Origin of the sequence: Nocardia sp. NPDC057227, from assembly GCF_042669725.1 — a bacterium.
Lineage (GTDB): Bacteria > Actinomycetota > Actinomycetes > Mycobacteriales > Mycobacteriaceae > Nocardia > Nocardia asteroides_A.
In genome coordinates, this window is record NZ_JBHUXA010000002.1 from 458,982 (window position 1) to 481,544 (window position 22,563).

Sequence of the window (22,563 nt, forward strand, 5' to 3'; positions counted from 1 at the left end):
CGTTCACCGCGGCGTCACCGCGCCCGCCGCCCGCGTGCGTGCGGTCGGCGGCGCGGCGAACGGTCAGCGCGCGGTGGCCTCGGTGGTGAGCGAGGCGAGCAGCCGCATGACCTCCGATTCGCGGAATCGGCGATGCCCACCGGGGGTGCGCAGCGACCCGAGCCGACCCGCGTGCGCCCACCGGGTCACGGTCTTCGGGTCGACGTGGAAGAGCGCGGCCACCTGGCCCGGGGTGAGCAGGGCGTCCTGGGCGGTCGTCGCAGCAGTCATGAGCAAACCTCTCCGTCTTCGACAGTCCCTCATCGGACAGCGCCATCGTGGCACGAAGACCCCTAGGTACTCGATTGATCTACGGTTGGTAAAGGGGAGGTAATAGACAAATCGGATACACCTCCCACCTGGTGCGAAGCGGTCATCCCGGACCGCGCAACCCTGTGGCATAGGCTTGACGACGTGAGTGACGCAACCCCATCGCGCGACGGAGCAGGCACGGGCGAGCCGGCGCCGGGCAGGCGGCTCGCGCTGAACCTCGGCCTCTACACGCTGGCCCGGCTCGGCCTCGTCGTGCTGATCACGGGCCTGATCGTCGGCGCCGCGCGGCTGGCGGGCATCGAGATCCCGCTGGTGGTGGCGGCGCTGTTCGCGATCATCGTGGCGATGCCGCTCTCGCTGACGCTCTTCAAATCGCTGCGGTCGAGGGTGAACGAGGACATCGCGACGGTCGACCAGAAACGTCGGCAGGACAAGGCCAGGCTGCGCGCCCGGCTGCGCGGCGAGGACGACGAGCGGGCGTGACGCCGTGAAGAGCTGCGACCGCAGCACCCCGCGCGGGTGGGTGGACAACGCGGTACGGCTGATCGACGCCGACACCCAGCGCAGCGCCGACACCCACCTGCTGCGCTACCCGCTGCCCGCCGCCTGGCGGGTGCAGCTGTACCTCAAGGACGAGTCGACGCACATCACCGGCAGCCTGAAGCACCGGCTGGCCCGCTCGCTCTTCCTGTACGCCATCTGCAACGGCTGGGTCGGCGAGGGGACGACCGTCGTCGAGGCATCGTCCGGGTCGACGGCGGTGAGCGAGGCGTACTTCGCCAAGCTGCTCGGGCTCGACTTCGTCGCGGTGATGCCCGCGAGCACGTCGCCGCGCAAGATCGCGCTGATCGAGGCGCAGGGCGGGCGCTGCCACTTCGTGCAGCGGCCGCCGGACATGTACACCGAGGCCGCGCGGCTGGCCGCCGAGTGCGGCGGGCACTACATGGACCAGTTCACGCACGCCGAGCGGGCCACCGACTGGCGCGGCAACAACAACATCGCCGAGAGCGTCTTCGAGCAGATGCGGCTGGAGGCGCACCCGGTGCCGGAGTGGATCGTGGTCGGCGCCGGCACCGGCGGCACCAGCGCGACCATCGGCCGCTACATCCGCTACCGCAGGCACCACACCCGGCTCGCCGTCGTCGACCCGGAGAACTCCGCCTTCTTCGGCGGCTACGAGACCGGCGACGCGGGGTTCGGCACCGGCATGTCGTCCCGGATCGAGGGGATCGGGCGGCCCCGGGTCGAGCCGTCCTTCGTCGGGCAGGTGGTGGACCGGATGATCCAGGTGCCGGACGCCGCGTCGATCGCCACCATGCGGTACGCGAGCAGCGTGCTCGGCCGCCGGGTCGGTGGGTCGACCGGCACCAACCTCTGGGGCGCCTTCGCGCTGATCGCGGAGCTGCTGGCGGCGGGGCGCTCCGGCAGCGTGGTGACGCTGCTCTGCGACGGCGGCGACCGCTACGCCACCACGTACTACGACGACCCCTGGGTGGCGGCCCAGGGCTTCCGGCTGGAGCCCGCGCAGGCGGTGCTGGAGAAGTTCGCGGCCACCGGGGTCTGGACCGGCTGAGCCTCCCGTTCGTCAACTTTTGTTGACAAACGCCCGGGGTGTCAATCAAAATTGACGTCATGAGTGAAGCGACAACGCTGGCGGCGGCCGCGGGCAGCCCCGACCCGACGGTCGGGCTGCGCGCGGTGCTCGCGCTGCGCAGGCTGCTGGAACGGCTGGAGGCCATCCAGGTCGCGAATGCCAGGGCGCAGGGCTGGTCCTGGCAGGCGATCGCCGACGCGCTCGAGGTCAGCAAGCAGGCCGTCCACCAGAAGCACACGAGGAGACGCTGATGTTCGAACGGTTCGGCAGGGAGGCGCGGGTCGCGATCGTGCTGGCGCAGGAGGACGCCCGCGAACTGCGCTCCCCGGTGATCGATGTGCAGCACGTGCTGCTCGGGCTGCTCGGCCACGCCGAGCCGGCGCTGCGCACGCTGCTCGCGGAGTCCGGGGTGACCAGGGACGCGGTGGCGGCGGCGCTGGCCGAGCGCGGCCGCGGCGAGCCGCTGGGGGCGGAGGACGCCGAGGCGCTGCGCTCGATCGGCATCGACCTGGACGCCGTGCGGGCGAGCCTCGAAGCCGGGTTCGGCGCGGACGCCCTCGCGCAGGCGGCGCCGGAGCCGCGCGGGCGGTTCGCCCGGTGGACCGGCGGGCACATCCCGTTCACCCGGGACGCCAAGAAGACGCTGGAGCTGGCGCTGCGCGAGGCGCTCGCCCGCAAGGACCGCTCGATCGAGTCCGGGCACCTGCTGCTCGGCATCCTGCGCGGGGCCAACGAGGTCACCACCGGGCTGCTCGGCGGCCCGGCCGCGCTGGACGCGCTGCGCCCCCGGATCCACGCGCTGCTGGACCGGGCCGCCTGAGCGCTCTCGCGTTGTGCCCCCTGCGCGACACCTCGCCCGCCTAGCATGGCGGCATGCAGCTAGCGCTCCGGTTGATCATCAACGCGTTCGCCATCTGGCTGGCGGCCTACCTGGTCGGCGCCATCGAGGTGGTGAGCCCGGAGGACGAGATCGGCTGGAAGATCATCGTCCTGCTCGCCGTCGCCGCGGTCTTCACCCTGGTGAACGCCCTGGTCAAGCCGATCGTCCAGGTGCTGTCGCTGCCCCTGGTGATCGTCACGCTCGGGCTCTTCCTGCTGGTGGTGAACGCCCTCATGCTGATGCTGACCGCGGCCATCACCGAGGTCACCGACTACGGCCTCCGGGTGGACGGCTTCTGGGCCGCGCTGGTCGGCGCGCTCATCATCTCGATTGTCAACTGGGGGCTCGGGCTCCTGGTCGGCGACGACTGAGCCCGGCCTCAGCCGAAGGCGAGCGCGGCGGCGGTCACCGCCGACCAGGTCAGCAGGGCGAGGCCGGAATCGCGCAGCGCCGGAATCAGTTCCGGCCCGCCGCGGCCGCCGCGCACCGGCGCGTTGGCGCGCAGCGCGAGCGGGACGGCGACCAGCGCCAGCAGCGCGAACGGGGTGCGCAGCGCGAGGACAAGGGTCATGGCGAAGGGCAGCGCGAGCAGCACCGCGTGCAGCGTCCGCGTGCGCGGGTCGCCGAGTTTGACCGCGAGCGTGGTCTTGCCGGACTCGGTGTCGGTGGGGATGTCGCGCAGGTTGTTCGCGACCAGCACCGCGCTGGAGAAGGCGCCGACCGCGACCGCGGCGGCGAGCCCGGCCCAGTCCACCCGCTCGGCCTGCACGTACTGGGTGCCGAGCACCGCGAACAGACCGAAGAAGACGAAAACCGCGATCTCGCCGAAGCCACTGTAGCCGTACGGGTTCCGCCCGCCGGTGTAGAACCAGGCGCCTGCCAGGCAGGCGGCGCCGAAGAGCAGCAGCCACCAGGCGGTGAGCAGCGCGAGCACCAGGCCGGCGAGCGCGGCGACCAGCAGGCTCGCGACGGCGGCGTTGCGCACCGCCTTCGGCTCGGCCAGCCGCTGGCCGACCAGCCGCACCGGGCCGACCCGGACGTCGTCGGTGCCGCGGATGCCGTCGGAGTAGTCGTTGGCGTAGTTCACCCCGACGATCAGGGCGAGCGAGACCACAAGTGCCAGCAGTGCTTTCCACCACACCGCGGCGTCGAGCGCGGCGGCGGCGCCGGTACCGGCGAGTACCGGGGCGATCGCGTTGGGGAGGGTCCGCGGCCGGGCGCCTTCGAGCCATTGCGCTGCAGTTGCCATGCGCGCAGCCTAATCCGGCGCGATGCGCGCCCGGGTTCAGGCGGGTTCTTCGGCGGCCGTCTTCAGCCGGGCCAGCCCCTTCTCGAAGTCCTTGCCGATGAACTTGTCCATCGGGACCACCCGGCCGACCAGCCCGAGGAGGCCGGTGCGCCTGCCGGTCATCCGCCAGGTCACCTCGGTGCCGCCTGCCACGCCCGCCAGCTCGAAGCGGACGTCGTTGGTGGCGGCGATCGGCTTGCGGAACTCCACCCGGACGCCGATCTCGTGCTCGGCGCTGGAGGTAATGGTCATGGTGCCGCTGCCCGCCTTGCGGTTACCGTTCCAGGAGTAGGAGGCGCCGACACCGGACTCGGGGCCCGCGTACCGGCGGTTCAGCTCGGGGTCGATGTCCTCCCACGGCGACCAGTGCACCCACTCGTGGAAATCGTCGATCAACCCGTGGATGCGCGCGGGCTCGGCGGCGATCACGGTGCGCCGGGCAACCTCGAAGTCGGCCATGGGCCGACTCTAAGCCGAGCACCGGGGCCGCGCGGGACGCGCGCCGCATCGGTCGCGTGAACCCTAGGATCGATTCCGGAATGGTGCCGGAGAGCAGTGGCCCGATGGGGCGTGAACGCATGGTCGCTCCGCGCGGCGGGGAGTCTCCGCCGGGGGACGCGGACGGGTCCGCTGTGCTCGAGGTGGGGTTGCTCGGGCCGGTGGCGGTGCGCCGGGACGGTGCGCTGTGGCCGCTGCCCGGGGCGCGGGCCCGCGCGCTGCTCGCGGCGCTGGCGCTGCGGCCGGGGCGCAGCCGGACCGCGGCGGGGTTGATCGAGGACGTGTGGGGTTCATCGGCGCCGCGGGCGCCGATGAACGCGCTGCACACCCAGGTGTCCCGGCTGCGCTCGGTGCTGCCGGACGGCGCGCTGCGCGCAGGCCCGGCCGGGTACCGGCTGGAACTCGACATCGAGCAGGTCGACCTGACCCGCTGCGCACGGCTCCTCGACCGGGCCCGCGCGCAGCGCGCCTCCGGCGCCTACGCCGCCTCCCTCGCCACCGTGCTCGCCGCCCGCGCGCTCTGGCGCGGGGAACCCGGCGCCGACCTGCCGCCCGGCCCGCTCGCCGCCGAGCTGCACGAGCGCGCCGCAGGCTACGCGGCCGAACTCGACGCGCTGGAGATCACCGCCCGCGCGGGCACCGGCGACCCCGACGGTGCGCTCCGGCTGGCCGCGCGCCGCGCCGCCGCACTGCCGCTCGACGAACCCGCGCACGTCGAGCTGGTCCGGCTGCTCGCCGCCACCGGCCACTCCGCCGCCGCACTGGAGACCGTCGCCACCTTCCGCGATCGCCTCGCCGACCGCCTCGGCGCCGACCCCGGCCCCGAACTCACCGAGCTCAACACCGCCGTCCTGCGCGGCGAGCGAATCGCCCCCGCAGGCCAAGCGGGGACCGCGACCAGCGCAGCCGGGCCCGCGCCCGGTGCGCCGGAGCGCGCGCCGTTCCTCGGCCTCGGCGTCCGCGCCGCACCCAACCCGCTGCTCGGCCGCGACACCGACCTGACCGCACTCGAAGAGCTGCTGCGCAGCTCCCGGGTGACCACCGTGCTCGGCCCCGGCGGCACCGGCAAGACCCGCGTCGCCCACGAACTCGGCGCCCGCGAGGCAGGCGCGGTCGCCCTGGTCGAGCTGGCCTCCATCCGCGCCGCCGAACCGGAGATCGCGCGCGCCGAGATCGAGAGCGCGATCGCGGCGGTGCTCGGCGTCTCCGAGGCGCCGTTCGACAGCTCCACGCTGCGCACCGGCCCGGTGGAGCTGCGCCAGCGCCTCTTCGACGCCGTCTCGGCCCGACCGACGCTGCTCGTCCTCGACAACTGCGAACACCTGATCGACGCCGTCGCCACCCTGGTCGCCGAGTTCATCGCGCACGTCCCCCGGCTCCGGGTACTCACCACAAGCCGCGCACCGCTGATGATCACCGCGGAGGCGGTCTACCCCCTGCCCCCGCTGCACATCGACCCCTCGGGCTCCCCGGCCACCGAGCTCTTCGCGGCGCGCGCCCGCGCGGTCCGGCCGTCGGTGCGGATCGACCCGGCCGTCGTGGCGCGGCTCTGCCACACCCTCGACGGCCTCCCGCTCGCCATCGAGCTCGCCGCCGCCCGGGTGCGGACCATGAGCGTCGAGGAGATCGCCGACCGGCTGCACGACCGCTTCGCCCTGCTCCGCTCCGGCGACCGCAGCTCCCCGGCGCGGCACCGCACCCTGCACGCCGTCATCGACTGGAGCTGGAACCTGCTCGAGCCGGGCCAGCGGGCGGCGCTGCGCAGGCTCTGCCGCTTCCCGGCAGGCTTCACCCTGGCCGCGGCCGAGGCGGTGGCCGCGGGCGCCGAGGTCGGCGAGGTCGCCGCCGCGGTGGACGGGCTGGTGAACCAGTCCCTGCTCACCGTGCAGGACTCCGTGGCGGGGCTGCGCTACCGGATGCTGGAGACGGTCCGCGAGTACGGCGAGGAGCGGCTGGCCGCGAGCGGGGAGGGCGAGGAGATCATCACCCGCACCCTGAGCTGGGCCCGCGCCTGCTGCGAGGACCTGGGGGCGCGGGCCTACCGCGAGGACCAGATGCAGCTCGGCGGCGAGCTCGACGCCGAGCAGGACAACCTGCTCGCCGCGCTGCGCTGGGCCGCCGAGCGCGCCGACGGCGTCACCGTGTACACCGTGTTCCCCACGCTCGGCGTGCTCTGGATGATGCGCGGCGCGCACGGCGAGGTGATCGCCTGGTCCGAGCGGCTGCTGCACGTGCCGCTGCCCGCGCCGGACGTGCGGCACCCGCCCGGCGACCTGCTGGTGATCGGCTCCGCGCTGCAGATCCTGCACGCCGCCTTCGGCGACCGCTCCGAACTGCGCAGGCTGGCCCGGGTGCGGCTGCGGACAAGGCGGCTGCTCGCCGTGCGCACCGACCTCTCGGCGTCGGTGCTGCTCGCGGCCCGGCTGCTGGTGAGCCCGCCGCGCGGCACCGGGATCCCGCGGCTGGTGGCCGCGGCGGTGCGCTCACCCGACCGGGACGCCAGGGTGAACGCGCTGATCCTGCGCGCGAACATCCGGGAGAACCTCGGCGACCTGCGCGGTTCGCTGCGGGACACGGCGACGACGCTCACCCTGCTCCGCCCCGGCGACGGCTGGAGCCTGGCCTCGGCGCACCGGCAGATGGCGCAGCTGCACGGCCAGGCGGGCCGGTACGGCGAGGCCGTCGGGCACTACGAGCGCGGGATCGGGCTGCTGGAGCGGATCGGCGCCTACGACGAGCTGATCGAGGCGCGCACCGCGCTGGTCGGCGTGCTCATCGGCTGCGGCGAGCTGGACCGCGCCGCCGCCGAGCTGGAGCGCACCGTGCAACTCGCCGACCTCGACCCGGAGGCGCCGGACGGCACCGTCAGCGGGCTGCTCGGCGTGCTCTTCCAGGCGCAGGCGGAGCTGCTGATCGCGCGCGGCCGGATCGAGGACGGCGTGCGCAGGTATCGGCGCGCGCTCGCCGTCTCCGGTTGGCCCGGCAGCTCGCGGGGGCCGGGGGCGTGGGTGCTCATGCTGGTCGCGGCGGCGCTGGACGCCGAGGTGCTGTACGGCGACCCGGTCGCGGCCGGGAAGATCGCCCGCGAGTTGGCCGAGGCGGCGGGCCGGATCTTCGGCGCCTTCCAGGACGTCCCGCAGGTCGGCGCCATCGCCTGCGCGCTCGGCAGCAGGCTGATCGCCACCGGCGACGACCCGGAGACCGGGCTGCGGCTGCTGCTCGCCGCGCCCCGGCTGCCCGCGAGGCAGGACTTCCCGTCCATGCTCGTGCGCAGGCACCTGGAGCTCGCCGAGGCCAGGCTTGGGCCCGCGGCCGTCGCCGAGGCAGAGGCGGCACTCGGCCCCGCGCGCCGGATGCGGCTGCTGCACCGCGTACTCGCGCTGATCGCCGGGACGACGACGGGGGCGCCCGGCGAACCGGACGCCCCCGACGGAGTTCACGCGCGGCGCATGTAGGCCCGCACCGCGAGCGGCGCGAACACCGCGATCACCACGACGGCGCCGAGCAGCGAATACACCGTGCTGCTCCCGAAGCCGTTGCCGTTCATCAGGTCGCGGCAGGCGTTGACCATGTAGTACACCGGGTTGGCGTGGTTGATCGCCTGCATCCAGCCCGGCATGGTGCTGGTCAGCGCGAACGCGCCGGACATGAAGGTCAGCGGGAACATGACCATCATCGAGATGCCCTGCACGCCCGCCGCGCTGCGCCCGGTGACGCCGACCAGCGCCCAGATCCAGCTCACCGCGAACGAGCAGAGCACGATCACCACCCCGGCCGCGACCACGCCGACCACCCCGCCCGCGGGCCGGTAGCCGATGGCGAGCCCGACCACGACGGTGAGCACTGTGGCGAGGGTGTAGCGCACCATGTCGGCGATCAGCGCGCCCGCGAGCGCGGCGATCCGGGCGATCGGCAGCGACTTGAAGCGGTCGAAGACGCCCTTGTCCATGTCCTCGCGCAGCTGGGTGCCGGTGACCACCGAGGTGAGCACGACGGTCTGCACCAGGATGCCGGGGATCAGGACCGGCAGGTAGTTCTGCACGCTGCCGCCGATCGCGCCGCCGAAGATGTAGGCGAACAGCGCGGTGAACAGGATCGGCTGGATGGTGACGTCGAACAGCTGCTCCGGCTTGTGCCTGATCTTGAGCAGGCCGCGGTAGGCCATGGTGAGCGAGGCCGAGACGGTGGCGGCCAGGCTCACGCTGTTGCTCGCCTGCCGCACCGCGGCGACCCGCTTCGGCGGGGCCGGGGAGACGAGGGTGTCGGTCATGCTGCGTCCTTTTCGGTGTCGGCCGCGTCCTCGGAGGGGCGGCCGGTGAGGGTGAGGAAGACCTCGTCCAGGCTCGGCTTGCTGACGTTGATCTCCGCGATGGCGATCCGCTCCTCGCGCAGCCGGATCAGCAGGTCGGTGGTGACGTCGGCGTCGCGCAGCGGGGCGGTGATCCGGCCCGCCTCCGGGGTGACGGTGGCCTCGGCGTCGAGGAAGGTCGCGACCAGCTGCCGTGCCTCCGCCAGCCGGGACCGATCGGCGGGCACCAGGTGCAGCGAGGAGCCGCCGACCGATTCCTTGAGCTCGTCCGCGGTGCCGTCGGCGATCACCTTCCCGTGGTCGATCACGGCGATCCGGTCGGCGAGCTGGTCCGCCTCGTCCAGGTACTGGGTGGTGAGCAGGACCGTCGCGCCCTCCCGGACCAGGCGGCGGATGGTGTCCCACATCTGCGCGCGGGTGCGCGGGTCGAGGCCGGTGGTCGGCTCGTCCAGAAAGAGCAGCGGCGGGGTCGCGATCAGGCTCGCGGCCAGGTCGAGGCGGCGGCGCATGCCGCCGGAGAAGGTTCGCAGCGGTTTGGTCGCCGCGTCGGTGAGGCCGAACTCCGCGAGCAGCTCGGTGGCCCTGCGCCGGGAATCCTGGCGGCTCAGGCCGAGCAGGCGGGAGAAGACGATCAGGTTCTCGGTGGCGGAGAGGTCCTCGTCCACCGAGGCGTACTGGCCGGTGACGCCGATCAGCGAGCGGATCGCGGTCGGCTCCTTCGCCACATCGTGGCCGAAGATCCGGGCCGTGCCGCCGTCGAGGGGGAGCAGGGTGGTGAGCATGCGGATCGTGGTGGTCTTGCCCGCGCCGTTGGGGCCGAGGACCGCGTACACGGAGCCCTCGGGGACGGCGAGGCTCACGCCGTCGACGGCGCGCTGGGTGCCGAACACCTTGACCAGATCGGTGGCTTCCACCGCGAGGGGTGCGGAGTCTGTCATGTCGCAAGGGTGCGCGGGCGTCCTTGCACCGCCCGCACACCTCTTGCACCGCTCTTGCGTGCGGCTGCTGATCTGCACCGATTGGGGACGTGCGCGCCCCCGTCAGTGCGTGCTGTGCGCCAGGAGGTGGTCGCGGAGGGCGGCGCGATCCGGTTTGCCCGGACCTCGCAGCGGGAGTTCGTCGAGGACGGCGAGTTCGCGGGGTGCGGCGATGGCGTCGAGTTCGGCGGTGACGTGGGCGCGCACCTCGTCCAGACTCGGGGGCTCGGCGCCGGGCACCGGGACGATGACGGCGGCGACCCGCTGGCCCAAGCGCTCGTCGGGCAACCCGAGCACGACGCACTCGGCGACGGCGGGATGCGTCCCGAGCACTGCTTCGACGACCTGCGGCAGAACCAGCAACCCCCCGGTGCTGATCCCCTCGTCCAACCGGCCGGTCACCCGGAGCACCCCGTCCTCGAGGACGCCGGCGTCGTCGGTGCGGAACCACCCCGGCTCGGCGAAGGCGGGGTGGTCCGGGTGGTTGCGGTACCCGATGGCGACGGTGGCCCCGCCGAGCAGCACCCGCCCGTCCTCGATCCGCAGCCCGACCCCGTCGAGCGGGACCCCGTCGTAGACGCACCCCCCGCAGGTCTCGCTCATCCCGTAGGTGCGGACGACGCGAATTCCGGCGGCCTGTGCCCGCTCCAGCACCCGGGCCGGCGTCGCCGCGCCGCCGACGAGCACCGCGTCCAGCCCGGCCAGCGCGGCCGCCGCGACGGGCGATTCCAGCACCTTGATCAGCTGGGTGGGAACGAGCGAGGTGTACCGCCGCTCCCCGCGCATGGCCCGGATCGCCCCGGCCAGCGCCTCCGGCAGGAATCCGCCGCCGACGTCGAGCACGACCGGCTCGGTCCCCGCCTGGATACTGCGCAGCAACACCTGGACGCCCGCGATGTGGTGCGTCGGAAGGGCAAGCAACCACTGCCCCGGCCCGCCGAGCCGCTCGTGCGTCGCGCTCGCGCTCGCGCGCAGCGCGGAGGAGCCGAGCATGGCCCCCTTGGGCACCCCGGTCGTGCCGGAGGTGGTGACGACCAGCGCCACGTCCTCGTCGATCGGCTCGCCGGGGGCGAGCGCGTCACCGAGCCTGCGCGCCTCGCGCCGGTCGCTGTTCGGCACCGGCAGCCATGCCGGGCCGGTGCCCTCGAGCGCCTCGCGCAGGTGCGGGAGCACGTCGCCGACGCCGGACCCGGTCGGCATCGGCAGGATCCGAAGGGGCTTGCTCACGACAGCGATCGTGTCATGGCCGCGTGCGTGCACACGGAACGGGTGGTCCGGGAACGCGCACGGCGCGCCCGGGAGCGGGCCGACAACGGCTCAGGTACGACAGGCATCGAAACCGCGATTCTCTCGTCCGACGGAACGCGGCGAGATGGCTCCCGGACGTCGGCGGTCGGGTCTCGCCCGAGTCGTTATCGTCCCTTTCGGTTTGCTTGCTGGCAACTCGAAGGTGGCGACCTCAGCGCGAATCGCGGCGCAGCGGGTGCTCAGCCGGGATCTCGACCAGCACGATCGGCACCCCGTCCGGGTCGGCGATCCACATCTCCAGCAACCCCCACGGCTCCCGCTTCGGCTCCCGGTCGACGCGCACCCCCGCCCGCGCGAGTTCGGCGGCGGCAGCGGCGATATCGCGCACCTGCAGCCAGATCGCGCCGCCGAAGTGCGAGGGCTCGCCGGACCCGCCGTGCGCGGCGACCTCGATCAGGGACTGCCCGGCGAAGAGGACCGTGCCGCCCGGATACTCCCTGGCGATCGCGAGCCCGAGCGCGTCCCGGTAGAAGGCGAGCGTCGCCGCGTAGTCGCCGGGGCGCAGGATGATCCGGCTGCTCAGGACATCCATCAGAAGTACCACGGGTAGGGCGACCAGTCCGGCGAGCGCTTCTCCAGGAAGGAGTCCCGCCCCTCGACCGCCTCGTCGGTCATGTACGCCAGCCTGGTCGCCTCGCCCGCGAAGAGCTGCTGGCCGACCAGCCCGTCGTCCGCCAGGTTGAAGGCGTACTTGAGCATGCGCTGCGCCTGCGGCGACTTGCCGAGGATGTCGGCGGTCCACTCCAGCGCGACGTTCTCCAGCTCGGCGTGGTCGACCACCTCGTTGACCGCGCCCATCCGGTGCATCTCCTCGGCGGTGTACGGGCGGCCGCGGAAGAAGATCTCCCTGGCGAACTTCTGCCCGACCATCTTGGCAAGGTAGGCGCTGCCGTAGCCGCCGTCGAAGCTGCCGACGTCGGCGTCGGTCTGCTTGAACTTCCCGTGCTCCCGGCTGGCCAGGGTGAGGTCGCAGACCACGTGCAGGCTGTGCCCGCCGCCCGCGGCCCAGCCGTTCACCAGCGCGATCACCACCTTCGGCATGAACCGGATGAGCCGCTGCACCTCCAGGATGTGCAGCCGCCCGGCGCGCGCCGGGTCGACCGTCTCCGCGGTCTCGCCGTCCGCGTACTGGTAGCCGCTGCGGCCGCGGATGCGCTGGTCGCCGCCGGAGCAGAAGGCCCAGCCGCCGTCCTTGGGGCTCGGGCCGTTGCCGGTGAGCAGCACCGCGCCGACGTCGGAGGTCATCCTGGCGTGGTCGAGCGCCCGGTGCAGCTCGTCCACCGTGTGCGGGCGGAAGGCGTTGCGCACCTCCGGCCGGTCGAACGCCACCCGCACCGTGCCCTGCGACAGGTGCCGGTGGTAGGTGATGTCGGTCAGGTTCTCGAAGCCGGGTACCGGGCGCCACAACGCGGGATCGAAGGTCACCCCGCGATTATCGGCGCTGCCCGAAACAGCGCGGGAGCGCCCCCGTTCGGACGGTGTACAACACCCGGATAGCGTGCAGGGATGAGCGAGAAAATAGAACCGGTTATCGACATGAGTGCGATCGATCCGGAGCGGTACGAGCAGCACGCCCGGTTCTTCCCGAAGGTGTCGCGGGAGCCGATCGGGCCGAGCTTCGGGCCGTTCGTCGACGCGCTGCGCCGGGTGCAGGATCTCGCGGTGAGCGTCGACGCGCCGGACGGGGTCTACGCCGAGGCCGCGGCGCTCGCCGAGCGGCTGGCCGCGCTGCTGGAGCCGCACCGGGCGCCGGAGCTGCAGGGCCCGGCCGGGCGCGCGGTGGAGCTGCCCGGCCGCGGCAGCCTGCTGCTGCTCCCGTGGCAGACGGCCGAGGCCGGGCCGGACGGGGTCGCGATGACGGGCGTTTTCCGCCGCTTCCATCTCGGCGGCAACGGCGCCGCGCACGGCGGGGTGCTCCCGCTGCTCTTCGACGAGCTCTTCGGCTCGGTGCTGCACTACGCGGGCAGGCCGATCAGCCGGACCGGCTACCTGCACGTGAACTACCGCAAGGTAACCCCGCTGGAGCGGACGCTGGCCGTTCGCGGACGGGTCGACCGGGTCGAAGGACGGAAGACCTTCGTCACCGCGGAACTCCGCGATGATCAGGGCGAATTGCTCGCGGATGCCGAAGGATTGATGATTCAACTGCTGCCCGGGCAGCCGTAGCCGGGTGGATGCGGGCGGCGGTGCGTATAGTGGCGCGTGCTCGTACAACGAACCGATTCCGGAGGAACCTGAAAGTGGTTGCAGCACTGTCTGAATCCCTGCTCGACGATGCCAAGCGGCCGGCCTTCCTTGCCGACGCTGTCGAGGTCCTGGATGCCGAGGTCTCGGACAAGGGTGGTGCGTCCGGCCTCGCTGTGAAGGGTGGCTACGCGGCGGTCAAGAAGATCGGCCCGTCCATCGTCCCCGACGCCCTGGAGTCCCTGGCCCCGCGCCTGGTGGCCCAGCTGGAGCCCTACTGGCAGGAATACACCGCGTCCGGCAGCACCGGCAGCTTCGCCGATCTGCTGGTCGCCAAGTCCGACGAGGTCGCCGAGGCGCTGCTCGCGGTGACCGACGAGCGGGCGCAGTCCTCGACCCGCCCCGCGCTGCAGAAGGTGTACTCCTCGCTGCGCTCCTCGGCCAAGAAGAACGTGGTCGAGGCGCTGCCGCGGGTGGGTGCGCTGGTCCAGCGGCACGCGACGGTCTGACCCGTGTCTCGCGCCGCCGCCGCTGTCGCCGGCGGCGCGAGCATCGCCCCGCTGTGAGCAGGGTGACGCGGCGGCATCGGCCCGAGTCTGGAAGTCTGGAGACGTGAATCCGTCAACAGCGCAGGCGCAGGTCGTCGTCGACGAACTGGTGCGCGGCGGGGTGCTGGACGTGGTCCTGTGCCCCGGCTCCCGCAATGCCCCGCTGGCCTTCGCACTGCAGGCCGCGGATGCGGCGGGGCGGCTCCGCCTGCACATGCGCATCGATGAGCGCACCGCGGGATTCCTCGCGGTCGGGCTCACCCTGTCCGGCCGCGCCCCGGTGCCGGTGGTGATGACATCCGGCACCGCCGTGGCCAATCTCGGCCCCGCCGTGCTGGAGGCCAACTACGCCAGGGTGCCGCTGGTGGTGCTCAGCGCCAACCGGCCCTACGAGATGCTCGGCACCGGCGCCAACCAGACGGTCGAGCAGCTCGGGCTCTTCGGCAGCCAGGTGCGCGCGACCATCAGCCTCGGGCTGGCCGAACTCGAGGCCGATCCCGGCTACACGCGGCAGAACAGCGTCTGGCGCTCGGCGGTCTGCCGGGTGCTCGCCGCCGCCCGCGGTACCCGCTCCGGCAATGCCGGGCCGGTGCACTTCGACATCCCGCTGCGCGAGCCGCTGGTCCCCGACCCGGACGCGCCCGCGATCCCCGGCCGCGCGGGCGACGCCCCGTGGACCCGCACCGAGAACGCCACGCTCGACGTCCCGCTCGCCATCGACCTCACCGCGGACACCGTGGTGATCTCCGGCCACGGCGCCGGGCTGCGGCCCGAGCTCGCCGCGCTGCCCACCGTCGCCGAGCCGACCGCGCCGCTGCACGGCCCCGCCCTGCATCCGCTGGCGCTGCCGCTGCTCCGGCCGAAGCAGGCGATCATCACCGGCCGCCCGACCCTGCACCGCCCGGTCGCCAAGCTCCTCGCCGACCCGGAGGTCACCGTCTACGCGCTGACCACCGGCCCGCGCTGGCCGGACGTCTCCGGCAATGTCGTCGGCACCGGGACCAGGGCCGTCGTCTCCGGCGTTCCGGACCCGGCCTGGCTCGCCCGCTGCCACGACCTCAACGAGCGCGCGCACCATGCCGTCCGGGACGAACTCGCCGGCCACCCCAAGCCGACCGGGCTGCACGTCGCCGCCGTGGTCGCCGACGCGCTGCGCGAGGGCGACCAGCTGCTGCTCGGCGCCTCCAATCCGGTGCGCGACACCGCGCTGGTCTCCGCGCCGCGGCCGGGCATCACCGTGGTCTCGAATCGCGGCGTGGCGGGCATCGACGGCACCGTCTCCACCGCGCTCGGCGCCGCCATGCGGCACGACGGCCGCACCTTCGCCCTGATCGGCGACCTGACCTTCCTGCACGACGCCTCCGGGCTGCTCATCGGCCGCGGCGAGCCGCGCCCGGACGACCTCACCATCGTGGTCGCCAACGACGACGGCGGCGGCATCTTCGAGCTGCTCGAACAGGGCGACCCGCAGTACGCCGGGGTCTTCGAGCGGGTCTTCGGCACCCCGCACGGCATGGACCTGGCCGCGCTCTGCGCCGCCTACCGCATCCCGCACCGGCAGGTGGATACCGCCGAGCTGGCGGCGGCGCTCACCGGCCACGCGCATGGGGTGCGGGTGCTCGAGGTCGCGACCGAGCGCTCCGGGCTGCGCGAGCTGCACGCCTCGGTGCGCGCCGCCATCGGCTGAGGGCTACTCCCGCTCGTCGTCGAGCGGGACCTCGATGCGCTGCTCCACCACGTCGGCGGGGTCGGCGCTCCACAGGTCGCCCGGCACCTCCGGCGGCGGCGCGTCGTCGGCCGGGTCGACCGGGCGGGACTGGTCGGCCAGATCGGCCTCGGACACCTCGAACGTGGCGGGTGTGCTGCGATCTACCATCGTGCGCTCCTCTCCGCGGGGGTTCTCTGTCCGGAGCCGGTATACCCACGGTGCGGCGATGAATTCCGCGGCCCCGGCCCGTCGGTATCGGTGAGAGCCGTACCGAGGAACAGGAGATCCGTCGTGACCGCTACCGCCCCCACGTTCGATTTCGCCGTCGCCGCCGACCGGATGGCCGCCCTGGTCGCCGGGATCGGCGACGATCAGCTCACCGGCCCGACCCCGTGCCCCGGTGTTCCGGTGGCCGCCCTGCTCGGGCACGTCGCCGGGCTCACCGAGGCATTCCGGCAGGCCGCGGTCAAGGAGGTCGACGGCTCGCAGCCGCCGGAGGTGGCCGCGAGCGAGCTGCCCGCCGACTGGCGCACGCTCATCCCGACGCGGTTGAACGCGCTGGTCAGCGCGTGGCGCGAGGAGGAGGCGTGGGCGGGGGAGACCGAGGCGGGCGGGGTTACCGCGCCTGCCCCCGCGATGGCGGCGGTGGCGCTGGACGAGCTCGTCATCCACGGCTGGGACCTGGCCCGCGCCACCGGGCTGCCCTTCGACGTCACGCCGGGCGAGCTCGAGGTGCTGGAGGGGTTCCTCGCCGGAATGCCCGCCGAGGGGACGCCGGGGCTCTTCGGCCCGGCCCAGCCGGTCGCCGCGGACGCCTCCCGCCTGGACCGGGTGCTGGCCCGCACGGGGCGCAGGGCCGACTGGACCGCCTGAGGCGGAAGCCGGGCCGGACCGCTCGAGCAGTCCGGTCCGGATCGGGTCAAGTCGCGATGAAGCGGCCGGCGGCGATGGCGTCCACGGCCGCTGCGGCGGCGCGCACCGCGGCGGGGTCGTCGAGCGGGTCGCCGCTGATCAACAGCCGGTAGTAGAGCGGCGCCGCGACCGCGGAGAGCACCGCCCGCGGATCGGTGCCGACCGGCGCCTCCCCGCGCGCGATCCCGTCGGTGACGCAGGGCGCCCACTCCGCCAGCCGCACGTCGTAGAAGCGCCGCAGCGCGACCTCGGTCGCGGGGTCGGCGGTCCCGGCCGCGATCACCGCGCGGAACAGCCGCCCCTGCCTGGCGTCGGTGAGCGTGCCGAGCACCAGCCTGGCATTGGCAAGCAGGTCCCCGCGCAGGGTGCCGGTGTCGGCGCGCGGCACCGACTCCTCCGCCATGGCCACCAGCAGGTCGGTCACCAGCCCGGCTGGCGTGCCCCAGCGCCGGTACACCGTGGTCTTGCCGACCTCGGCCAGCGCAGCGACCTCGGTGAGATCCAGCGCGCCGAGGCCGCGCTCGGCGAGCAGGTCGCCCGCGGCCCGCAGCACCGCCGCGCGCACCCTTGCGGTGCGCCCGCCGGGCCGGACCGACCCCGGGTCCGAAGTCATAACGGGTCTCCAGTTCCATTTGTGGCCGCTCGGGCGTACTGTCGGACGAGTTAACGGAACTATAGACCCTTTAGGAGTGATCATGGAGTATCGGCGATCCGGTGCCTCCGGTCTCGTCCTGCCCGTGCTCGGCTTCGGCGCGGGCACCTTCGGCGGCCGCGGCGAACTCTTCGGCGCCTGGGGCGATACCGACGTGGCCGCCGCCCGGCGGCTGGTCGACATCTGCCTGGAGGCGGGCGTCACCCTCTTCGACACCGCCGACGTCTACTCCGACGGCGCCTCCGAGGAGGTGCTCGGCGCGGCGCTGCGCGGCCGCCGCGACCGGGTGCTGATCAGCACAAAGGCCGGGCTGCCGACCGGCCCCGGCCCGGACGAGGCAGGCACCGGCCGCGCCCGGCTGGTGCGCGCGGTGGAGGCGGCGCTGCGCCGGCTCGGCACCGAGCACATCGACCTGTTCCAGCTGCACGCCTTCGACGCGCAGACCCCGGTCGAGGAGACGCTGAGCGCGCTCGACGACCTGGTGCGCGCGGGCAAGCTGCGCTATATCGGCGCCTCCAACTTCGCCGGCTGGCAGCTCATGAAGTCACTCGCCGCCGCCGACCGGAACGGGCTCACCAGGTACGTCGCGCACCAGGTGTACTACTCGCTGGTCGGCCGGGACTACGAGTGGGAACTCATGCCGCTCGGTCGCGACCAGGGCGTCGGCGCGCTGGTCTGGTCACCGCTGGGGTGGGGGCGGCTGACCGGGCACATCCGCCGCGGCGCCGCGCTGCCGTCGGGCAGCAGGCTGCACCGGACCGCCGCCGCGGGCCCGCCGGTGGACGACGAGCGGCTGTACCGGGTGGTCGACGTGCTGGACGAACTCGCCGCCGAGACCGGCCACGCCGTCCCGCAGCTCGCCCTGGCCTGGCTGCACACCCGGCCGACCGTGACCAGTGTGATCGTCGGCGCGCGGAACGAGGAGCAGCTGCGGCAGAATCTCGGCGCGCTCGAGGTCGCGCTGACGCCGGAGCAGCTGGCCCGGCTGGACGCCGCCAGCGCGACCACCCCGCCCTACCCGCGCTACCCCTACCACCGGCTCCCGGACTTCGCCCGGCTCGACCCGCCGCTGGCAGGCGTTCAGTAGACGTCCCGGACGTAGCGCTTCTCCGCGACGAGCTGCTTGCGGAAGGCGCGGGCGCCGTCGTCGTCGAGCTTGCCGTGCACCCTGGCGATGGTGAGCAGCGCCTCGTCGACGTCGGTGGCCATTCTGGCCGCATCCCCGCAGACGTAGAAGTACGCGCCGTCGCGCAGCCAGGACCACAGCTCGGCGCCGTGCTCGATCATCCGGTGCTGCACGTAGACCCGCTCCCGCTGGTCCCGGGAGAAGGCCAGGTCGAGCCGGGTGAGGAAGCCGGAGCGGAACATGTCCTCCAGCTCGGCGCGGTAGTAGAAGTGCTGCGCGGCGTGCTGGTCGCCGAAGAAGAGCCAGTTGCGGCCGGGGGCGCCGAGCGCGCGGCGCTCGTGCAGGAAGCCGCGGAAGGGGGCGATGCCGGTGCCGGGGCCGACCATGATCATCGGGGCGGTGCGGTCCAGCGGCGGGCGGAAGTGCGGCGCGCGCTGCAGGAAGATCGGGACCTCGGTGCCCGCCCGGTCGGCGAGGAAGGTGGAGCAGACGCCGCCGCGCTCGGCGTAGCGGACGACGCCGACGGTGAGCTCCACCTCGTGCGGGCTCACCCGCGGGCTGGAGGAGATCGAGTACTGGCGCGGTTGCAGCTTCTTCAGCGCGCCGAGCCACTCCACCAGGTCGGCGCGGACCGGGAAGTCGCGCAGCACGTCGACCGCCTGCTTGTCCCACAGGTAGCTGTCGAGTTCGTTGCGGTTGTCCCGGCGCAGCAGTTTCGCCAGCTGGTTGTTGCCCGGGTGGTGCTCGGCGACGAAGGTGAGCAGGTCGTTGCTGACCCTGGTGATGTCGTAACGGGTGGCGAGCGCCTCGGCCAGCGGGAGCTCGGCGCCGTCCACCTCGACCGAGCGGGCGCCGTCCAGGCCGGTGGCGGCGAGCCACTCGGCGACCAGCGCGTCGCCGTTGCGCGGCCAGATGCCGAGCGCGTCGCCCGCCTCGTAGCGGACGTCGAGGTCGCGCAGGTCGAAGCCGAAGCGGCGGACCTCCTTCGCGCGGCCCGCGGAGAGCACCTCGTTGCGCACCAGGGGCGCGCGGACCGGCGCATTGCGGGTGAACCGCGCGGCGCGCTTCGTCTCCGGGCGCACCGCCGTCGCGATCCCGCCCCCGGCCGGACCGGGGACACCCCCCGCTCCGGCACGCATGCTGCCCATGCCTGCCGGGCCGGCACCCGCGCCGAGCAGGATGCCGCCCCTGTTCAGCGGTACGCCGCCGTTGGCCGGTACCCCGCCCGCACCGACCGGGCGGCCGTCGGCCCCGTCGGGAAACCCACCGGGGCCGACCGGCACACCGTCGGTGCCCGAGGGGCCGCCGTTCGCGCCCGAGGGGCCGCGACCCGCGCCATCGCCCGCCTGCCCGGCATCGGCACCGCCCGGCCCCAGCGCCGCGAGCACCGCGTCGAACCAGGCATCCGCCGCCTCGCCGTACTCCGGCTCACTGTCCACCCTGGTCAGCAACCGCTGCGCGCCGCGGGCGGCGAAGGTCTCGTCCAGCTTGCGGCCGTGCCCGCAGAAGTCGTCGTAGGAGGAGTCGCCGAGCGCGAAGACGGCGTACCGCATGCCGCTGAACCGCCCGGGGTGCTCGGCCAGCCGCTCCCAGAAGTCGCGGCCGTTGTCCGGCGGCCCGCCGTCGCCGAAGGTGCTGCTCACCACCAGCACGTCGCCGCCGAGCTCGGCCGGGTCGCAGGCGTCCATGTCGCGCAGCCTGGGGCTGAACCCGGCCGCGGTGAGCCGCCCGGCCGCGCTCGCCGCCAGCTCCTCCGCGGTGCCGGTCTGCGAGGCCCAGAGCACCGTCACCGCGCGCTCCGGCGCCGCGTCGGCGGTCTCGCCCGCCCGGGAGTACATCCCGGCCAGCAGCCCGTCGATCCAGATCCGGCTGCCCGGCGAGATCGGCGCGGTCACCGGGAGCACCGGCTGCCCGGTCACCGGGAGCGACTGCAGCGCGGCGAGGTAGCCGGAGAGGTAGATCCGCTCCGCCTCGCTCAGCGTCGGCGCGGTGCCGGCCAGCCCGAGCACCGCGGCCAGCGGGTGCGCCGCGGGGGCAGGCTGCGGCGTGGGCCTCGGCGCGGCAGGCACCCGGCGCAGCGCCACCGCGCAGGCCTTGAACTCCGGCTGCAGCGAGTCCGGGTCGACCGCGTCGTTGGTGACGGCGTTGATGGTCAGGTACTCGCCGTGCTCGTCGTTCCAGTGGAACGGCGCGAAGCAGTCACCGGGCCGCACCCGATCCGAGATCCGCGCGGGCAGCACCGCCCGGCCCCGCCGCGAGGTGATCTCGATTCCGTCGCCGGGCCGGATCTCCAGCCGATCCGCGTCGGCCGGGCAGATCTCCAGGAACGGCTCCCCGGTGAGCTTGGTCAGCTTGCCGATCCGCCCGGTCTTGGTCATGGTGTGCCACTGGTGCTGGAGCCTGCCGGTGTTGAGCAGGAACGGGTGGTCGTCGTCCGGCATCTCCCGCGGCGGCAGGTGCGGCCGCGCGAGGAACACCGCGCGCCTGCTCGGCGTGGCGAAGGCCAGCCGCGGGGTGCTGCCGTCCGCGGCGGTGAACAGCGTCTGGCTGACCCCGTCGTTGACGTAGCGGATCGGGTTACGCGGCCGCTCCGGGTCGGGGCACGGCCACTGCATCGGCCCGTCGCGCAGCGCCGCGTGGCTCATGCCGCGCAGGTCGTAGCCGGTGGCCGGGTTGGCGAAGCGGGTGATCTCGGCGAAGACCTCGGCCGCCGTCTCGAACTCGAAGCCTGGGAAGCCCATGGCCCGCGCGACCTGCGCGATCAGCAGCCAGTCCGGCCTGGCGTCGCCGCGCGGCGGCACCGCCTGCCCGAGCAGCGTCACCGTGCGCTCGGAGTTCACCATGGTGGCCTCCGCCTCGGCCCAGAGCGTGGCGGGCAGCACGATGTCGGCGTAGGTGTTGGTCGCCGTCGCGGCGTAGGCGTCCTGGGTGATCACCAGGTCGGCGGCCTCCAGCCCGGCGATCACCGTGGTCCGGTTCGCCACCGTCGCCACCGGGTTGGTGCAGATGATCCAGGCCGCCCTGATCCGCCCCGCGCTCAGCTCCCGGAACATCTCGATGGTGCCCGGCCCGGCCTCGTCCCGGATGGTGCCCGCAGGCAGCTCCCATGCCGTCTCAACGAAGGCGCGGTCGGCGGGGGAGAGCAGGCTGCGCTGGCCGGGCAGCCCCGGCCCCATGTACCCCATCTCCCGCCCGCCCATGGCGTTCGGCTGGCCGGTGAGCGAGAACGGCCCGCTGCCCGGACGGCAGATGGCCCCGGTGGCGAGGTGCAGGTTGACCACCGCGTTGGTGTTCCAGGTGCCGTGCGTGGACTGGTTCAGCCCCATGGTCCACAGCGACATCCACTCGCCGGCCTCGGCGATCATCCGCGCCGCGGTGCGGATGTCCGGCTCGGCCAGCCCGGTGAGCTCGGCGACCCGCTCCGGCGGGTACTCGGCAAGGAACTCCGGCATGGCGTCCCAGCCCTCGGTGTGCGCGGCGATGAACTCGGCGTCGATCGCGCCGTCCGCGACGAGCAGGTGCAGCAGGCCGTTCAGCAGCGCCAGGTCGGTGCCTGGCGCGATCTGTAGGAAGAGGTCGGCGCGGTCGGCGGTCTCGGTGCGGCGCGGGTCGACCACGATCAGCTTGGCCCCGGCCTTGAGCCGGTCCGCCATCCGCAGGTGCAGGATCGGGTGGCAGTCGGCGGTATTGGCGCCGATCACGAAGAACAGGTCGGCGGCGTCGAAGTCGTCGTAGGAGCCGGGCGGGCCGTCCGACCCGAGCGACTGCTTGTAGCCGGTGCCCGCGCTGGCCATGCAGAGCCGCGAGTTGGCCTCGATGTGCACCGTGCGCAGGTACCCCTTGGCCAGCTTGGTGGCCAGGTACTGCGCCTCCAGCGACATCTGCCCGGAGACGTACAGCGCGACGGCGTCCGGCCCGTGCTCGTCCAGGATCGCCTTCAGCCGGGCCGCGGCCTCGGCGACGGCGTCGTCCACCGGAACCGGCTCCGGCTCACGGTTCCGCGCCGGACGCCGCAGCGCGGTGCTCATCCGCCCGTCCGTGCGCATGAGCTCGGCGTGCGTCGCGCCCTTGGTGCAGAGCCTGCCCGCGTTCGCCGGGTGCAGCTTGTCGCCCGCGACCTTCGCGATCACCGGCACGCCGCGCTCGACCCCGGTCGCCACGGTGATGCCGCAGCCGACACCGCAGTACGAGCACTGTGTGCGCACCGTATCCGCTTCCCGCATGGAGTCCATGGTGCTGCGGCGCGGTTGCGCGGTTTTTACCCGAC

At 73.5% G+C, this 22,563-nt stretch carries 22 protein-coding genes; 11 read left to right on the forward strand and 11 right to left on the reverse strand.

Annotated features, from left to right (window positions below; translation table 11 throughout):
* Positions 1 to 63: 63 nt before the first annotated feature.
* Positions 64 to 270 (reverse strand): BldC family transcriptional regulator, encoded by a 207-nt coding sequence (locus tag ACFUJ1_RS05515; protein WP_233020706.1) that lies wholly within the window; start codon positions 268 to 270, stop codon positions 64 to 66.
* A 183-nt stretch (positions 271 to 453) separates the two neighbouring features.
* On the opposite strand from ACFUJ1_RS05515, the gene ACFUJ1_RS05520 reads away from it, so the two are divergent.
* The 5 genes from ACFUJ1_RS05520 to ACFUJ1_RS05540 are packed head-to-tail and all read left to right on the forward strand — an operon-like array spanning position 454 to position 3,157.
* Entirely contained in the window at positions 454 to 795 is a 342-nt protein-coding gene (locus ACFUJ1_RS05520; RefSeq protein ID WP_378642801.1) for a DUF4229 domain-containing protein, read from the forward strand.
* A 4-nt stretch (positions 796 to 799) separates the two neighbouring features.
* Entirely contained in the window at positions 800 to 1,885 is a 1,086-nt protein-coding gene (locus ACFUJ1_RS05525; RefSeq protein WP_378642803.1) for a PLP-dependent cysteine synthase family protein, read from the forward strand.
* Between the two features lie 59 nt (positions 1,886 to 1,944).
* Positions 1,945 to 2,157, forward strand: coding sequence for a hypothetical protein (locus ACFUJ1_RS05530; RefSeq protein WP_067653721.1), 213 nt, complete (start codon positions 1,945 to 1,947; stop codon positions 2,155 to 2,157).
* A complete protein-coding gene (locus ACFUJ1_RS05535; protein WP_378642806.1) occupies positions 2,157 to 2,726 on the forward strand; it encodes a Clp protease N-terminal domain-containing protein in 570 nt (189 codons plus the stop codon). Before ACFUJ1_RS05530 ends, ACFUJ1_RS05535 begins: the two co-directional genes overlap by 1 nt.
* Before the next feature lie 53 nt (positions 2,727 to 2,779).
* Positions 2,780 to 3,157 carry a phage holin family protein gene (locus ACFUJ1_RS05540; RefSeq protein WP_233020702.1) on the forward strand — a complete coding sequence of 126 codons (378 nt, stop codon included), beginning with the start codon at positions 2,780 to 2,782 and terminating at the stop codon, positions 3,155 to 3,157.
* A gap of 8 nt (positions 3,158 to 3,165) precedes the next feature.
* Here ACFUJ1_RS05540 and ACFUJ1_RS05545 read toward each other — a convergent pair whose 3' ends face one another.
* The gene (locus tag ACFUJ1_RS05545) at positions 3,166 to 4,035 is read right to left on the reverse strand and encodes a 1,4-dihydroxy-2-naphthoate polyprenyltransferase (RefSeq protein WP_378642810.1); all 870 of its coding nucleotides are present in this window, start codon (positions 4,033 to 4,035) and stop codon (positions 3,166 to 3,168) included.
* A gap of 36 nt (positions 4,036 to 4,071) precedes the next feature.
* Positions 4,072 to 4,533, reverse strand: a complete 462-nt coding sequence (locus ACFUJ1_RS05550; RefSeq protein ID WP_378642811.1) for an SRPBCC family protein — start codon at positions 4,531 to 4,533, stop codon at positions 4,072 to 4,074.
* A 104-nt stretch (positions 4,534 to 4,637) separates the two neighbouring features.
* On the opposite strand from ACFUJ1_RS05550, the gene ACFUJ1_RS05555 reads away from it, so the two are divergent.
* Complete coding sequence (locus ACFUJ1_RS05555) at positions 4,638 to 8,027, forward strand: ATP-binding protein (protein WP_378642813.1); 3,390 nt, start codon at positions 4,638 to 4,640, stop codon at positions 8,025 to 8,027.
* Here ACFUJ1_RS05555 and ACFUJ1_RS05560 read toward each other — a convergent pair.
* The 5 genes from ACFUJ1_RS05560 to ACFUJ1_RS05580 form a co-directional block, all read right to left on the reverse strand.
* Positions 8,009 to 8,842, reverse strand: a complete 834-nt coding sequence (locus ACFUJ1_RS05560) for an ABC transporter permease (RefSeq protein ID WP_378642815.1) — start codon at positions 8,840 to 8,842, stop codon at positions 8,009 to 8,011. The two genes, ACFUJ1_RS05555 and ACFUJ1_RS05560, sit on opposite strands and share 19 nt — an antisense overlap.
* Positions 8,839 to 9,819: an ATP-binding cassette domain-containing protein gene (locus tag ACFUJ1_RS05565; protein WP_378642818.1), complete on the reverse strand. Its 981-nt coding sequence runs from the start codon at positions 9,817 to 9,819 to the stop codon at positions 8,839 to 8,841. The genes ACFUJ1_RS05560 and ACFUJ1_RS05565 overlap by 4 nt, the downstream gene beginning before the upstream one ends.
* A gap of 102 nt (positions 9,820 to 9,921) precedes the next feature.
* Positions 9,922 to 11,058 (reverse strand): o-succinylbenzoate--CoA ligase, encoded by a 1,137-nt coding sequence (gene menE / locus ACFUJ1_RS05570; protein WP_378642973.1) that lies wholly within the window; start codon positions 11,056 to 11,058, stop codon positions 9,922 to 9,924.
* Between the two features lie 259 nt (positions 11,059 to 11,317).
* Positions 11,318 to 11,698 carry a VOC family protein gene (locus ACFUJ1_RS05575; protein WP_378642820.1) on the reverse strand — a complete coding sequence of 127 codons (381 nt, stop codon included), beginning with the start codon at positions 11,696 to 11,698 and terminating at the stop codon, positions 11,318 to 11,320.
* Positions 11,698 to 12,591, reverse strand: coding sequence for a 1,4-dihydroxy-2-naphthoyl-CoA synthase (locus ACFUJ1_RS05580; protein ID WP_378642823.1), 894 nt, complete (start codon positions 12,589 to 12,591; stop codon positions 11,698 to 11,700). Before ACFUJ1_RS05580 ends, ACFUJ1_RS05575 begins: the two co-directional genes overlap by 1 nt.
* Positions 12,592 to 12,672: 81 nt before the next feature.
* On the opposite strand from ACFUJ1_RS05580, the gene ACFUJ1_RS05585 reads away from it, so the two are divergent.
* From ACFUJ1_RS05585 to menD, 3 genes are all read left to right on the forward strand, one after another.
* Positions 12,673 to 13,332 carry a PaaI family thioesterase gene (locus ACFUJ1_RS05585; protein WP_378642825.1) on the forward strand — a complete coding sequence of 220 codons (660 nt, stop codon included), beginning with the start codon at positions 12,673 to 12,675 and terminating at the stop codon, positions 13,330 to 13,332.
* 74 nt (positions 13,333 to 13,406) lie between these two features.
* Positions 13,407 to 13,859, forward strand: a complete 453-nt coding sequence (locus tag ACFUJ1_RS05590) for a DUF6918 family protein (RefSeq protein ID WP_378612937.1) — start codon at positions 13,407 to 13,409, stop codon at positions 13,857 to 13,859.
* A 103-nt stretch (positions 13,860 to 13,962) separates the two neighbouring features.
* Positions 13,963 to 15,585, forward strand: a complete 1,623-nt coding sequence (menD, locus tag ACFUJ1_RS05595) for a 2-succinyl-5-enolpyruvyl-6-hydroxy-3-cyclohexene-1-carboxylic-acid synthase (RefSeq protein WP_378642828.1) — start codon at positions 13,963 to 13,965, stop codon at positions 15,583 to 15,585.
* A 3-nt stretch (positions 15,586 to 15,588) separates the two neighbouring features.
* Here menD and ACFUJ1_RS05600 read toward each other — a convergent pair whose 3' ends face one another.
* A complete protein-coding gene (locus ACFUJ1_RS05600; RefSeq protein ID WP_378612934.1) occupies positions 15,589 to 15,774 on the reverse strand; it encodes a hypothetical protein in 186 nt (61 codons plus the stop codon).
* Between the two features lie 123 nt (positions 15,775 to 15,897).
* Here ACFUJ1_RS05600 and ACFUJ1_RS05605 point away from each other — a divergent pair, with 123 nt between their 5' ends.
* Positions 15,898 to 16,479 (forward strand): TIGR03086 family metal-binding protein, encoded by a 582-nt coding sequence (locus ACFUJ1_RS05605; protein WP_378642830.1) that lies wholly within the window; start codon positions 15,898 to 15,900, stop codon positions 16,477 to 16,479.
* Positions 16,480 to 16,525: 46 nt separating this feature from the next.
* Here ACFUJ1_RS05605 and ACFUJ1_RS05610 read toward each other — a convergent pair whose 3' ends face one another.
* Positions 16,526 to 17,131, reverse strand: a complete 606-nt coding sequence (locus tag ACFUJ1_RS05610; protein ID WP_378642833.1) for a TetR/AcrR family transcriptional regulator C-terminal ligand-binding domain-containing protein — start codon at positions 17,129 to 17,131, stop codon at positions 16,526 to 16,528.
* An 82-nt stretch (positions 17,132 to 17,213) separates the two neighbouring features.
* Between ACFUJ1_RS05610 and ACFUJ1_RS05615 the strand changes: the two genes are divergently transcribed.
* Positions 17,214 to 18,257, forward strand: coding sequence for an aldo/keto reductase (locus tag ACFUJ1_RS05615; RefSeq protein ID WP_378642835.1), 1,044 nt, complete (start codon positions 17,214 to 17,216; stop codon positions 18,255 to 18,257).
* Here ACFUJ1_RS05615 and ACFUJ1_RS05620 read toward each other — a convergent pair.
* A complete protein-coding gene (locus ACFUJ1_RS05620) occupies positions 18,251 to 22,519 on the reverse strand; it encodes a molybdopterin-dependent oxidoreductase (RefSeq protein ID WP_378642838.1) in 4,269 nt (1,422 codons plus the stop codon). The two genes, ACFUJ1_RS05615 and ACFUJ1_RS05620, sit on opposite strands and share 7 nt — an antisense overlap.
* Positions 22,520 to 22,563 lie beyond the last annotated feature (44 nt).